The organism is Enterococcus sp. DIV0574, from assembly GCF_051711125.1.
Classification (GTDB): Bacteria; Bacillota; Bacilli; order Lactobacillales; family Enterococcaceae; genus Enterococcus_D; species Enterococcus_D gallinarum.
In genome coordinates this window covers 522,501-535,709 of sequence record NZ_JBIOMA010000001.1, presented here as the reverse complement: position 1 = coordinate 535,709, position 13,209 = coordinate 522,501, and the positions used below count along the sequence as shown (strand labels likewise).

Annotated in this window: 10 protein-coding genes, 3 tRNA genes, 2 rRNA genes and 1 pseudogene (1 of these 16 cut by a window edge); 4 read left to right on the top strand and 12 right to left on the bottom strand. The window is 36.7% G+C overall.

What is annotated here, in order from left to right; genetic code table 11:
- Positions 1 to 111 precede the first annotated feature (111 nt).
- A complete protein-coding gene (locus IGJ45_RS02640; protein ID WP_005471586.1) occupies positions 112 to 1,440 on the bottom strand; it encodes an aminopeptidase C in 1,329 nt (442 codons plus the stop codon).
- A 117-nt stretch (positions 1,441 to 1,557) separates the two neighbouring features.
- Positions 1,558 to 2,574, bottom strand: a complete 1,017-nt coding sequence (locus IGJ45_RS02635) for an acyltransferase family protein (RefSeq protein WP_005471584.1) — start codon at positions 2,572 to 2,574, stop codon at positions 1,558 to 1,560.
- Between the two features lie 205 nt (positions 2,575 to 2,779).
- On the opposite strand from IGJ45_RS02635, the gene IGJ45_RS02630 reads away from it, so the two are divergent.
- The gene (locus IGJ45_RS02630) at positions 2,780 to 3,169 is read left to right on the top strand and encodes a GntR family transcriptional regulator (protein ID WP_003127317.1); all 390 of its coding nucleotides are present in this window, start codon (positions 2,780 to 2,782) and stop codon (positions 3,167 to 3,169) included.
- Positions 3,166 to 4,536: a PH domain-containing protein gene (locus IGJ45_RS02625; RefSeq protein ID WP_003127316.1), complete on the top strand. Its 1,371-nt coding sequence runs from the start codon at positions 3,166 to 3,168 to the stop codon at positions 4,534 to 4,536. Before IGJ45_RS02630 ends, IGJ45_RS02625 begins: the two co-directional genes overlap by 4 nt.
- Positions 4,537 to 4,813: 277 nt before the next feature.
- Here the strand turns inward: IGJ45_RS02625 and IGJ45_RS02620 are convergent, their stop codons facing one another.
- Complete coding sequence (locus IGJ45_RS02620) at positions 4,814 to 5,374, bottom strand: YdeI/OmpD-associated family protein (RefSeq protein WP_003127314.1); 561 nt, start codon at positions 5,372 to 5,374, stop codon at positions 4,814 to 4,816.
- Between the two features lie 322 nt (positions 5,375 to 5,696).
- Positions 5,697 to 5,770 (bottom strand) — tRNA-Asn (locus IGJ45_RS02615).
- Positions 5,771 to 5,944: 174 nt separating this feature from the next.
- Between IGJ45_RS02615 and IGJ45_RS02610 the strand changes: the two genes are divergently transcribed.
- Positions 5,945 to 6,017 (top strand) — tRNA-Thr (locus IGJ45_RS02610).
- A 168-nt stretch (positions 6,018 to 6,185) separates the two neighbouring features.
- On the opposite strand, the gene IGJ45_RS02605 is transcribed toward IGJ45_RS02610, so the two are convergent.
- The 4 genes and pseudogenes from IGJ45_RS02605 to IGJ45_RS02590 form a co-directional block, all read right to left on the bottom strand.
- Positions 6,186 to 6,623: a helix-turn-helix domain-containing protein gene (locus IGJ45_RS02605; protein ID WP_003127312.1), complete on the bottom strand. Its 438-nt coding sequence runs from the start codon at positions 6,621 to 6,623 to the stop codon at positions 6,186 to 6,188.
- 3 nt (positions 6,624 to 6,626) lie between these two features.
- Entirely contained in the window at positions 6,627 to 8,198 is a 1,572-nt protein-coding gene (locus IGJ45_RS02600) for an ATP-binding cassette domain-containing protein (protein WP_003127311.1), read from the bottom strand.
- 347 nt (positions 8,199 to 8,545) lie between these two features.
- Positions 8,546 to 10,155, bottom strand: a pseudogene (locus tag IGJ45_RS02595) (ATP-binding cassette domain-containing protein).
- A 482-nt stretch (positions 10,156 to 10,637) separates the two neighbouring features.
- Positions 10,638 to 11,072 (bottom strand): universal stress protein, encoded by a 435-nt coding sequence (locus IGJ45_RS02590; protein WP_003127309.1) that lies wholly within the window; start codon positions 11,070 to 11,072, stop codon positions 10,638 to 10,640.
- Positions 11,073 to 11,599: 527 nt separating this feature from the next.
- On the opposite strand from IGJ45_RS02590, the gene IGJ45_RS02585 reads away from it, so the two are divergent.
- Positions 11,600 to 11,944: an iron-sulfur cluster biosynthesis family protein gene (locus tag IGJ45_RS02585; protein ID WP_003127308.1), complete on the top strand. Its 345-nt coding sequence runs from the start codon at positions 11,600 to 11,602 to the stop codon at positions 11,942 to 11,944.
- A 100-nt stretch (positions 11,945 to 12,044) separates the two neighbouring features.
- On the opposite strand, the gene IGJ45_RS02580 is transcribed toward IGJ45_RS02585, so the two are convergent.
- The 4 genes from IGJ45_RS02580 to IGJ45_RS02565 all read right to left on the bottom strand — a co-directional run.
- A complete protein-coding gene (locus IGJ45_RS02580; protein WP_003127307.1) occupies positions 12,045 to 12,695 on the bottom strand; it encodes an HAD-IA family hydrolase in 651 nt (216 codons plus the stop codon).
- Between the two features lie 201 nt (positions 12,696 to 12,896).
- Positions 12,897 to 12,970 (bottom strand) — tRNA-Asn (locus tag IGJ45_RS02575).
- Between the two features lie 8 nt (positions 12,971 to 12,978).
- Positions 12,979 to 13,094 (bottom strand): 5S ribosomal RNA (gene rrf, locus IGJ45_RS02570).
- Positions 13,095 to 13,176: 82 nt separating this feature from the next.
- Positions 13,177 to 13,209, bottom strand: a 23S ribosomal RNA gene (locus tag IGJ45_RS02565) (it continues 2,882 nt past the right edge of the window).

Genomic DNA, 13,209 nt, shown 5'->3' with positions numbered 1-13,209 from the left:
TCCATCAAACAAATTGGTCTACCTGATAGAAAATGAACCGTTTCTATCTCAGTCCTCGTAAAATTTGTTCGATCGTCTCTTAACATACGCCCACAGCTTTTCATTTCTTCATTATGCTAAAGCTCCCATAGGGTCCCAAGGAGCTAAGACTTGCGGCTCTGCTTCAAAAGCAGCGAGTTGTTCGGCCGTCAAAAATTCCTTGCGAACAACGATTTGATAGGTGTACTCATCCATCCATTCATCACTCATTACAAAAAATCCATTGGTACCGACTTTTTCTCCCCAGCTGTTTTCGACTTTCCATTTTGTTGATTTGCCATCAACGATGTCCACACCAGTCAAGACCATCGCATGGGTCATCAGACTTTCACCATAATCTAAACGTTGAGCTTTCGTCATCGTGAAATCGATATCGAATAAGTCGTTCATATCATACGCATCCAATGCCATGATTCCAGAATCACGGGTAGAAGATTGCCCAACATCACAGCCAAACCAGACAGATTCTCCTTGTTCTAATTGGGCAATCGCCAATTTTTTGAATGTTTCCATATCCACATTCAAATATTTCACTTCTTTACCTCCAACAACGTTCCCCAACATTTCCACTGTATAGGACTTGTTATAAGGTTTGTCAGCAGTAGGGGCGTTGATGATGCTTACATAATCATCCAGATCTACCCCTACATATTTGTCATAAAATGTTTGCGGCGTCAGTCCGCGATCAATATGATAATTTTTCTCTTCATCACGGTATTCAAAGTCAAACGTTTCTGGTGGAGTCCCCAAAGAAGTCGCTAAGAAATTGTAGATTTCTTGTAGCATCCCTTCTTTTGCTTCTTGAATAGCTGCTTCGGATTGTCCATCCGCCACTAATTGGCGCAATGTCCCAGCATCTTTGCGCAATTTTTTGTTCAAGTAGTTGTTCAAGTCACGGGAATTCGATGAATTACTGCTTTCTGGCATCACTGCTTTTGGCACGACACCATATTTTTGAAAGATCGACACGATCATATCCCATTGTCCGCCATCTTGTTGGGGTGTTTGCAGCAAGAAAGCAACCTTGCGGCTAGATAAAGGCTCTTGTGCTGTTGCCAAGACATTTTCATAAAAATAGTTGGCTTTTTCATATTTATCCCAGAAAAAAGTATGGTTCTGTGACAATTCAAAGTCCTTCAAATTAAAGGCATTCAACATTTTGTGACGGAATGTGTTCAATGCTGCAAACATCCAGCAGCGACCTGATTGTTTTTGGTTTGACACTTTGCCAGTCGTCACATCAACTGAAAAGACTGGTACATTGTTGACATGGCCTTGAATCGTTTCTGCTGAAGCAGTGATCCCGTTTTTGACCACGCCTCTTTGCAGTGCATTTTGCTTGTTATTTTGCTGATACGCTTCAGCAAATTTTTCAGTAGTATTTTTGGAAATTTCTGACATATTTCTCCATCCTTTCACTTTATTCTCTTCATTTTACTCTTGTCCAAATCAAATAACAACCGCCTGAGCAAAAGTCTGGCAGATCCAAACTTGCGAAGGCGGTGTTTCCATTTAGATTCAGTTCGCAATCATGAAGATACCCAAGCCCAATAGGACAAAAGAAATCCCTTCTTCAAAACGGGCGTAGAACTGCCGAACAGGTCTGCTGGCTAATAGGATCGTCAGTAAAACACTGACGACGATCAACGCCATAAATCCGAGCAGTGACAAGTTTAGTTCAGTGATTGCCAGTGCTCTCAATCCTTTAATAAAGATCCCTTGCAGCAAATAGACTAACAGTGTGTTCTTGCCCCATTTGGTAAAAAACAGCTGTTGCCGTGGGACGAGTCGCAGAAAACCAATGATCCCCAGCAGTCCAATCACAAAGAACACCCCTCGTAATGGTCCTCCGAACAATGGATAGCTCAGATAGTCTTCATAAGGTTTCGAGCCAAAGACCATGTACTTATTCATCCCATGGAAAAGCGCAATAAACAAGTAGATAATCGGCAAGAAAACCAGACTGATTTTTTTTATTCGTGTTCCTTGTAAAAACTGCATCTCATTTTTAGGAAAATAAAAACCGATGATAAAAAATGGTAGAAAGACAAATGTCCGCTGCAGTGTCAGAACTTGATTAATAAAAGGGAGGTAACCAGCAAAAATGCTCAGCAGCACACTAAGCAAGATGGCTTTTCTGGCAGTCATTTTCTGAAAAAAGACGAGAGAAAGCTGCCAAAAGAACATGCTGAGTAAGAACCACAATGCCCATTGAGGGTTGAGCAGCTGAATATTCAACGACGCGTCAAGTCCAATCACCCAGTAATAAACTGTATAAAAAAGTTGAAAAAACACATAAGGAAGTAGAAACTTTTTGACCAGATCTCGAACTTTTGAACCTTTTGTGAGCGGTTTGGCAAAATAACCTGCTAAAAAAACAAAGGCTGGCATATGAAAGGTAAAAATAAAATAGTACAGATCATGATAAAACTTGTGATCACCAATGAATGGTTGCAATAAGTGGCTGAAAACCACTAAAATCATTAATAAAAATTTTGCATTATCGAAGTAAGCCGTCCTCGGGGAGTGGCTCATAATGTCTCCTCCTTTATTTTTTCTAACTAAAAGCATACCGTAATATTCAGTCACTGCGATAACAAAGTGATTGCAAAACAGCAACGAAAAATTTCAGTTTATTACTCCTAATGCTGCGAAGTGAGTTCCTTATAGAGAGGATGATTATTGATTGCATGTTCCATCTATTTGTATTAATATAGATAATACAAAGGAGAGAGCGCCAGTGCAATTCGAAATCAAACCTCAAAGCAATACACCCATCTATCAACAATTACGCGATCAAATCATTCTTGGGATCGCAACAGGCGAATTAGCTGTCGGCGAACTACTTCCCTCTGTCCGTCAACTTGCAGAAGAGATTGGCATCAACACGATGACTATTTCTAAAGCCTATAATTCACTGAAAGAAGACGGGCTGCTGATTACCGATCGGCGCAAAGGAACTGCTGTCGCAGCGCCTCGCAGCTTTACCTTCTCCGAAGAAGAATATTATCAACAACAGCTGCAGCTGCAAGTAGCCTCTGCATTGATTCACGGAAAAAGCGAAGCAGCGATCATTGCCGATATTCAGCAATGTTTAGAACAGTTTTCTGAAAGGACCGAATTGAAATGAATTACATTTTCTTTGGCATAAATCTGATCGTCATTTTTTCTATCGCTTTTACAATGAATCTGCTCAGTAAGCCCCACAAAAACGTATTATTGGAAAATACATTATCTCCTGATCACTTGCAGCATCCGGACGTTTTGGCGTTAGTTGCTGAATACCGCCGCCGTATTATGCAGTTTGTCGGTATCTTAAGTGTAGCAAGTCTGATTTTTTTGTTCAATTTATATGGCTCTATCCTCATGACCTTTTTCTGGCTGCTCTTGTTTTTGCTTCTGGGGGCAAGCTACGTCTTACAAATTCATTATATTGGAAAAATGCACGAACTAATTGAGCATAAGAACTGGGGACTCCCTATCGATCCTGTTTTAGTAGACACCAAATTGATCCAGCAAAAAAATAGAAAACTGTTGCCATTAGTCAGTTTTCTTCCATCATTGTTATTAGTCATTGCTGGTGTAATTTATTTCCCTACCGCGGAGAACGGACCCGGTTGGCTATTCAGCCTCATCAACTGCTTGATCTTTTTGCTTTTCCTCTATTTATGGCAAGTGATTCGCCGCTTACCAGTACGTCCATTGACGAAGGATTTTCAAATCAATCAACAGTTCAATGATTTAACGAAATTCTATTGGTCCCTTCTGGTCGTCTTAATGAGCACGGGCACACTGCTATTGTTTTTTGTTCCACTGCTCTCGACCCAGTTGACGGGGGTAGTTGGAGAGTTATCCGCTGTTCTTTTCGTCTTGTTACTGGTCTTCTTGATGGTCGTTCCTTTTGGGCTATTGCTGCGATTACGAAAAAAACAAGATCAATTGTTGGCTTCTACGGAACAACGGTATTATGATGAAGACCGTTATTGGCGTTATGGCGTGTACATTAATCCAACAGATCCTCGATTATTTGTCCCTGACCGCGTGGGGTTGAATATCGGTATCAACTTAGGCAAAAAGACCGGAAAAGGTTTAGCAATCGGCACCGGCATTCTGATGATCGCGATCATGGTTGTCACTATCGTTCCTTTGTATCAATTAGATTTTAATCCTGATGCAATAAGTGGAGAGATGACAGATCAATCCGTACAGTTTGATGCCCCATTAGCTAGCCGACAAACGATTCCGTTGGATGAAATCAGAACAGTCACGCTTGTTGATACACTTCCAGAGCCAACGGTTCGCACAATGGGGATGGCGACAGATCATTACCTGACAGGCAACTTTAACGTTGCTGGTCAATCTGCGAAACTATTCATGGACAAACGATCGCAACCCATTCTTCGGCTCTCGACAGCCGATATCACGATCTACTATACGAACAAAGACGCCTCTGAGACCGTCAAACTGTATGAGACTCTGGAGCAAAAGCTTCAGTAGGCAATAAGAAGATATTTAGCAAGCAAGACAAACAAGCGAAGCGACACCTGCAATTAGTAAAAATTGCCCGAGTCGCTTCGCTTGATTTTTCATGCTTCTTAGCTATCAGGACTGTGCCATATGTCATCATCCAACAAGTTAAACCGAATAATAGTCTGTTGCTAGGATAGATTCCTCTGACTTTTGCGACGAGGAGTCCCTGCACCGCAGGAGCAATAATCATTAATGTTCGGATAGTGTTACTTGTAGGAGACTTATGGCACAGTCCCAAAAATCGCTACATTGGTTTCAGATTCTTCGCTAGCCGTTCAATCATCCAAGACAAACGCTTTTCGCGTCCAGTGTCGGTTTTTGCATCATAGTATGCCCGCGTGTAGGTCTTTTTGACAGAGAGAGACATTGCTTGGAAATTTGTATAAGCTGCCTCATGTTTCTTTAATAAGCTTGCTACGGTATAGATTTGTTCCTCCGAAATCTTTGGAGACTGAACCGCATCCCATTGACCGTTTTTCTTGGCCTCTTCTATTTTTCTTCGACCATAATCAGTCATTAGTCCTTGGCTTTCCAATGTTTCAGCTAGTGCTTTGTTTTTTTCTGACCACTTGCTGTTCTTTCTGCGCCTCGCAAAGTATTTCTTGTATGTTTTATCATCAATCTTTTGCATGACGCCATCGATCCAGCCAAAACAAAGCGCTTCTTCAAGTGCCTCGTGAGCCTTTATCGTCTTAGGACCGCCAGCTTTTCCGATCAAAAGCCAAACCCCTTCACTTGATACACCATACTCTTGAAGCCAGTCACGAAATTCATTTCTATTTGTAAATGTAATGCTGTTGTCCATAGAATCCCTCTCATCTTCTTTATCCACTTTGGACACCTTTTTAAGGAAACTGGGTCTTGACTTGCGCAATAGTCGAATGAGTCATTTTCCAATAAATCACTGTGGGGTAGGTCAACATATAAGCATCGTAAAGCAGCAGACAACTATCGAGTCTCTGAAATAAAGTGACTTCCCTATGTCGACTGCTTTGCTTATCCAAAAAACAAGTAGCCGCAAGGAGATAAACTGTTGAATCTATCTATAAAGCAACCCCCCTGAATTTCAGGGGGGTTTGCTTTACCCATCCATCATCTTTTCATCAATGGGGACGTTTTATTTATGACTCCGGCAGTAGGACTCGAACCTACGACATCATGATTAACAGTCATGCGCTACTACCAACTGAGCTATGCCGGAAGAATCTACCTGTAATATAGCAAATATTCAGATAAGTTGGCAAGTGAAAAAAGAAATTTTTGCTTCTTTGTCTTGTTGTTCACCTTTTTTGACAAAAAATCCCAGTACTCTTGAAAAAATGGAATTGACAAACAGCAGGCTTTCAGGTATTCTATATCTTGTGTTAAATAACAAGCCGCTTTAGCTCAGTTGGTAGAGCGCATCCATGGTAAGGATGAGGTCGACGGTTCAAGCCCGTCAAGTGGCTTTCTCAAAACAACGTTCTTGGGACGTTGTTTTTTTGTTTGCAGTTAGCACCGATGATTTTCAGTTGCTCCTTATTTCAACAACGAAAATGATAAACGGTCCATGCATTGCATCACTATTTCACACTGTTCATTATGTTCATTTGAACAATCATAAATATCAATGATTCTCAAGAATAACTTCTTAGCCTATTATTTATCCAGTCACCAAAACTAGCTACGTATTCTATAGGGCCTTGTATTATTACTCTGGCTTGTTCTTTAGAAATTGCCTGATAAAAGAACTGTCGGTTTTCTCCATCGTATACATTGTTATATTGATTCAACAAATCATTTTTTAAATTTTCAACTAACCTCATACTAGAGATTGGAATATTAATGACGAGTATTGAACCCGTTTTAAAATGATTCTCGTTTTCAAAAAAGTTAGTAACAGGGTTCTCAACTGACTGACCTATAAAACGATACACTTCGGATTTCAAAAATTTCCATTGTCCACCAATCTTTTGCCCTTTTAATTTACCATCAGACAAGTAGTTTCTAATAGTTCTTGTAGTTACTCCCAATGCATCCGCAACTTCAGATACACTTAGCAAATCGTGATTCATAGTTTATCTCCTTACATTAATAATTTTGTTCGCGTATTTCTTGAATGATTTATCATGGGTTGTATATAAAATAATTTTCTCTTGTGATTTGATTGTAATGAAATTCAATATTGCATTTGCAGATTCTTTATCTATATTACTAATGCTTTCATCTAAAATATATAATTCTGCATCAGATATAATTAATCTACATACTGCAATTCTTTGTTTTTCTCCTCCAGATAAATTCGCACCATTTTCTAATAATACACTATCCCAATGCTTTTCTTTAAATATCGGACTTAAAATACCAGATGTTTCAATCAAATATTTTTCATCTCTGGTTAGTTTTCTTCCCATTCCTATATTGTTTTCTAATGACGTAGACAAAATCGTTGGATCTTGTGAAATATAAGCAATTTTATTCCTTAAACTTGAATTTTCCAAGCTGTTAATTTCTAATCCATTGATCTTTATTCCTTTAGATTTTCTAAATTTCAACATCAGTCTCAATAGAGAAGTTTTTCCACTACCAGAATCTCCTTCTATATAAACTATATCCCCTTTATTCACTACTTCTTTTAAATTATAATTAAAAATTTGTTTATTTATTAAAAATGATGGGAAATTAAACTCAATATTGTTTATATTTTGTATTTTTATTTCCCCATTTTCTTCACGTAATAAGTCAAGATTATTCTTAATGAACTCATTAGAAATAGTTAAAGATTTATAATCTACATTTGCCTTAGATAAATCACTTAAAGCGGAATAATACATTGGAATAACAATACTTAGAATAATTAAATTTCCCACAGGAAATTCATTTTGAACAATTAATATACTCGCCCAAATATAAGTCATATTTTGAACCAATTGATTAATAAAGACAATAGCATTACTAGTAACTTGTGCATATTTATTATTATTTGCTAATGAATCATACATTGCAATCATCTTTGGTTTAAGCAGATGTTCTAATGCAGATACATTAGCTTGGGATTTTATATTATCCACATTTGATAATGTCACAATTAAATCTTTATTTGCACTTGCAGCATCTTTTTGCATTTTTTCCATTCTAATAGATAATTGCTTGTTAATATGCTTAAAGCCAACTAAATTTAAAGGAAGTAATATCAATAAGAGCAAAAAAATTTTCCATGATATAAATCCAACAATTCCTAGAGATAACAAAATTACAAAACATGACTTTACTATAGTCGATACACTATTAATCAAAAATAAATATAAAGAATCCACTGAAGTAAATATACGATTAATTAAATACGTGGGTTCTTTTTCAATAAAACCATCATAAGAAATTTTAGTCAGCTTACTTATCAGTTTGAACAAATAATTCGAATTAAACTTTGCTGCAAAATTTTCTCTATACACGAGCATGAAAGTCTGCAATAAGAAAGAAAACAACATAACTATAACTATAAAGAGCATTATCTCATAGGTTAGTTTGATCTTATTTTCATTAAAATATTGTATGAATAGAGGAGTAATCATTGATGTTAAAGAGCCAATAACAACTAATAGACTGGTTATTAATACAAATTGCTTATTTTCTTTTAGAACATTTTTCATATTTTTTCCTCTTTTTCGTTTTATTTTTCATAATTGTACTCTTTATCATTTATAAAAGTCAATTATTTCCCTTAAATTAGGAAAAAATACGAAAAAACAAAACGACACTTCAATTAGAAAATATACGAACACCTGCCTTGAATAAAGCAACTACAAACTATTTAAATAGTACGTGTGGGAAATTAGTTGGAAGTGGGAAATTAAATAGTTACGGAAAACAGGAAAATGGAGAGTTATTGCAGAAAAAATAAACTAGCATAAACATTCCCAGCTTATTTCGTATTCAGACCTTGCTGCTCTCCAGTTAGTCGTAGTTAGTCTATTTACTCCGTATACGGTGAAATCACTTATCTGATTTTATAACCATTACTAAGTACGATTACTTCATCAACAATTTCAAGGTTTTTCGGACGATGGGTAATCATAAGGACGATCCTATTCTTAAATATTTTCATTACTTCTTTGAGCAACTTTTCTTCGGTTGATTCATCCAATGCCGAAGTGGCCTCATCTATCACTATTATCTCTGCAGTAGAAAAGACCATTCTCGCAAACGCAATACGCTGCTTCTCTCCACCAGAAATATTAGAACCTTTTTCACCAATTCGTGTATCTAATCCTTCTTCAAGTGAATGATAAAAATGTCCTAATTGACATTTCTCTAGTGCCTCTATTACTTGAATATCTGGTATATTTTTGTCAAAAACAATATTTTCTTTTAATGTTCCCTGAAAAATAGGAGCATCTTGTGAGAGATAGAAAATATGATTGTAGTATTCATTTAAATTATACGAAGATAAATTCTTATGATTCACAAAAATATCTCCACTAGTGGGTTTGAATAATCCCAATATAACTTTCATCAAAGAAGATTTCCCAGCTCCACTTTCTCCAACAAGTCCAAAATTTTATCTTTCTCTAAGTCTAAATTGAAATCTTTCAATATTCGTTTGTTTTGAATGGTTAAATTTAAATTGGTCAGACTGATAGTTGCTATGGATTGTATAGGTGCTCCTTCGATGAAGAGGCCTTCATCATTTGAAGTATCATAAAAATCTTGTAATCGTTGATATGTAACTTTATCCAAATGATATTGGACAAAAACTACATTGAAGATAGCAATTGGTGTATAAACTCTATCGACATAAGTAACCAACGCGACTAATCCACCTAAACTAATAGATATAACGTTTGCAAATGTTAATATAACGATGACTAATTTAATGACCGCAACTAGAAAAGCAAAAAAGCCAAAGAAAAATTCATGTATCATTGTCATTTTTATTAAATTGTTTGTTGTAGAAATTGACATTTCGTGATAGTTAGCTATTTCTTTTTTATAGCGTTTATTTATTCGAAAAGTAACCATTTCTGTGATGCCACGTATTAAAGTATTATTCATTATTTCTTCAGAGATTAGTGAGTTTTCTTTTATAGCTTTTAATATTTTCAACAAATACTTGGTTACAATAAAGATAAAAATGTAGCCGATTAAAATGGCTGGAACTAATTTTAAATCGATTATCGCTATAAAAAACAAATTAAAAAAAGTTTCTGGTATTAACTCTCTAAAAAGTCTTCCGTAAAAGTTTAAATGAATGTTTCTACCAGCGCTTGACCCAGCCTCAACTTTTTGCAAAAGCGAGCCCGAACCAATCTTTAGATATTCCGAATAGGAAATTCTACTAATCTTGTCTAATGCCATTTCTTTTAAATAAAAGAAAATACCACTTTGGAGTTTCATTTTAGGCTTTTGTTCTAGATAAGAAAATATTGGAACGAAGATAATTGTCAATCCATAAATCACTAGATTTAGAATAGGCATGCTTTGACCAAATGCATCTAGCAACTTTTGAAAATAAAACACATTAATAGCACTTACTAAAGAAACTGCTACACCAATACCGACATAAACTGAGAACTCTATTTTGAAGCGCTTCCAAATTTTTGTAGTCATTTTTCTCCACCATTCTGATACTAAAATAATCTGTTTCCTTCGTTTTTCACATAGTATGTATGCAACTAAAATTTTACTTCATGGCGGGATGAAATTCTAGCAATAAAATAAAGAGAAATCTGTACAAATTATAGATATAATCACAAAACAGCACTATCATTGAAGCTAAAAAATATTATTTTGTTTTCAAACAAATCCAATTGCTTGATTGAAAAGAATCAAATCTAAAATCATCGATAGATACACTACTGCTGTCCATAATACTTTCCTCATGTCTGAATAAAAATATAAAAGTTTTTCTCAAATCTATATCAACTAGATATAGTACAACTGCACTAGATTTTGTTGTATTCACCATGTGTGATTCCTATCTGATAAATCAACTTAGACCTATCAGATTACGTTATCCAAAACTTCATCAAATAAAAAAGGGAAATCAGCAGTTACCTGATTTCCCTTTTTTGATCAAACAAATCAATAGTTTATTTCACAACAAATACCGAACATTTTGCATGGTTGACGACATAGTCAGTTGTCGATCCCACTACAGCTCTTGTGAGAGTTCCTTTACCCGTCGCACCAATCACGATTAGATCAATTGGATAAGTTTCTGTTGCTGCATGGATGATAAATCGCTTAGGGTCTCCTACCTCTACGATCACCGCAACGTCTTCGACACCATGGTTATTTGCATCATAGATTTTCTTTAGCATCTCGGTTTCAACCCTCGTCTTTTCCTGTTCAAATAGCTTTGAAAAAGAATAAGCACTCGTTGAAAGCTCTGCATTGTTAATGATTGAAAGGACATACAGTTTGGCTTTGTTTCGTTTGCAAATATCGACAGCTTCCCAAAAGGCCTTTTCTGATTGCTCAGAACCATCTAACGCAACGAGAACATTTTGACATGTACGCAACATTTTTATCCCCTCCTCTTTAGTTTACCACATTCAAGTGACAGCTGAAAGATTCATGAATGAACTGCTTTGTTATTTTTATTTTTTCTGTTCCAATTGCATGCAATATATGTTTTTTTACTTCATTTCCCATGAATAAACCTTAAACATCTACAAAGATTTCTAGAATTTCATTCAAACAGGCTCTTTCATGCTAGAATCATAGTGAACAACTGATTTGAGGTGAAGACAATGCGTCAATTCTTTCAAGCCCTGTTAACTTTTATTCTGTATATTGGTCTTTTTTTCGTGATTCTCGGATTGATAGCCTACTTCTTACTACGATAGGAACGAAATAACACCTGAGTCTTTGCATCTTAGCATTTCCATGTTAAAATAACAAAAGAAGCAGTGTGCCCTTTTAGTCGTCTTCCCCAAGCTAACTATCTGGTCCAATGCTTTTCGTTATCTGTTTATAAGTTTTTTATGTTCAAGTCAATCAGCCAACAAAGAAAAATAGCAATTGCTTTTATAGAAAGAAGGTACTAGAAATGGAGCTAACGATTACCACAGAAGCAGCACAACGTCTTCCACAAGGTACAACTCAATTTATCTTGACAGCCAATGATGGTTCCAACCAGTTTTCCTCTGCTGAAGGCTGCTGTATGATTGGCGAGCGTTTCTTGATCGCACCTATTGAAGAAATCATTGTTCCTTTTACATTAGAGATCCCTAGCAATTTGTTTACTTTCTATACTTCTGAGTACGACACAATGTTTTTAACTGGTCACCTCGAGTTAATGGTGCATCCGACGTCCGGCACCCTCGTTTTGAAAAATGAGAGTGGCTATCTGGATAATAACGTCTTAGTCCTAAAAACTACTACCATCAAATAACATTCATGAGCTTAAAAAAGAGTCGAAGTAAGTCCCGCTACTAATCAAACATCGCGGGGATAATCACCTTTCTTCCTCTGTTCTAAGCTCTTTTTTGCATTTATTTTCCAGCATGATCCATTCTGATCAATTCCAGCAAATCTAGGGGTTTTTCTGCCAAGGCGACTGCTCCTGCAGAAAGTAGTTCTTCCTCACTACCAAATCCATAAAGAACACCGATCGCGGATAACCCATTGGCTTTTGCTCCTAGAATGTCATGGCTTCGATCACCAATCATTAAGGCACTTGTATTGCCATCCGCCTTCTCTAGTGCATATGCAAGGACTGCCGCTTTTTCTCCCCGCTTATTTTCAAGATCAGCTCCGTAAATTCCTTTGAAGTAATCTGTAAAATCTAAGTAACTTAAAATTTCTTTTGCGAATATCTCTGGTTTTGACGTAGCAATGAAGACATCATGTGTTTCCGAAAGTTCAGCCAAAGTGGTTTCGATTTTTTCGTAAGGCGTAATCTGAAACATCCCTTTTTCTCGATAATTCTCCCGATAATATTTCACAGCACGCTGCGCAGTCTCTTCTGTAAAGCCTAGATCACGAAAAGAATTAATCAGTGGTGGACCAACAAAGGCTCTCAATCCATCGGTTGAGAGAGGTTCATGTCCTAATTTTTCCAGTGCATAGCGAATCGAAGAATAGATTCCTTCGCTAGAATCAATGATCGTACCATCTAAATCAAAAAATAATTGTTGTTTCATGTCATCTCCCCTTTTCCTTATTATAGGAAAAAAAGGACTCTCCCGCAAACGCTTCTTTTTTGAAACATTCGACAAATCGACTGATCTTTTGGTTCCTCAAAATAGTTTTAACTTTTATCTGCAAAAAAAGAGCGATCTTTCCGCTAGTAGAAAGACCGCTCCAAAATGGCAAAAAAAAGATAGCTTCACAGCTATCGATAACTCCGGCAGTAGGACTCGAACCTACGACATCATGATTAACAGTCATGCGCTACTACCAACTGAGCTATGCCGGAATGAAACAGCGTGGCGACGTCCTACTCTCACAAAGGGAAACCCTTCACTACAATCGGCGCTAAGAAGCTTAACTTCTGTGTTCGGCATGGTTACAGGTGTATCCTTCTCGCTATCGCCACCACACTATTCAATTGAGTAAGTATTGCTCACTCAAAACTGGATCGAAGAATCAAAACTCTTCCGAGTTTCCTTGCTTTTTTCAATTGTGGTTAAGTCCTCGATCGATTAGTATCAGTCC

What these genes read in the sequence shown, in the direction of transcription:
- IGJ45_RS02640 (WP_005471586.1), bottom strand. Translation starts at nt 1,440, where the DNA reads ATGTCAGAAATTTCCAAAAATACTACTGAAAAATTTGCTGAAGCGTAT.
- IGJ45_RS02635 (WP_005471584.1), bottom strand. Translation starts at nt 2,574, where the DNA reads ATGAGCCACTCCCCGAGGACGGCTTACTTCGATAATGCAAAATTTTTA.
- IGJ45_RS02625 (WP_003127316.1), top strand. Translation starts at nt 3,166, where the DNA reads ATGAATTACATTTTCTTTGGCATAAATCTGATCGTCATTTTTTCTATC.
- IGJ45_RS02620 (WP_003127314.1), bottom strand. Translation starts at nt 5,374, where the DNA reads ATGGACAACAGCATTACATTTACAAATAGAAATGAATTTCGTGACTGG.
- IGJ45_RS02605 (WP_003127312.1), bottom strand. Translation starts at nt 6,623, where the DNA reads ATGAATCACGATTTGCTAAGTGTATCTGAAGTTGCGGATGCATTGGGA.
- IGJ45_RS02600 (WP_003127311.1), bottom strand. Translation starts at nt 8,198, where the DNA reads ATGAAAAATGTTCTAAAAGAAAATAAGCAATTTGTATTAATAACCAGT.
- IGJ45_RS02590 (WP_003127309.1), bottom strand. Translation starts at nt 11,072, where the DNA reads ATGTTGCGTACATGTCAAAATGTTCTCGTTGCGTTAGATGGTTCTGAG.
- IGJ45_RS02585 (WP_003127308.1), top strand. Translation starts at nt 11,600, where the DNA reads ATGGAGCTAACGATTACCACAGAAGCAGCACAACGTCTTCCACAAGGT.
- IGJ45_RS02580 (WP_003127307.1), bottom strand. Translation starts at nt 12,695, where the DNA reads ATGAAACAACAATTATTTTTTGATTTAGATGGTACGATCATTGATTCT.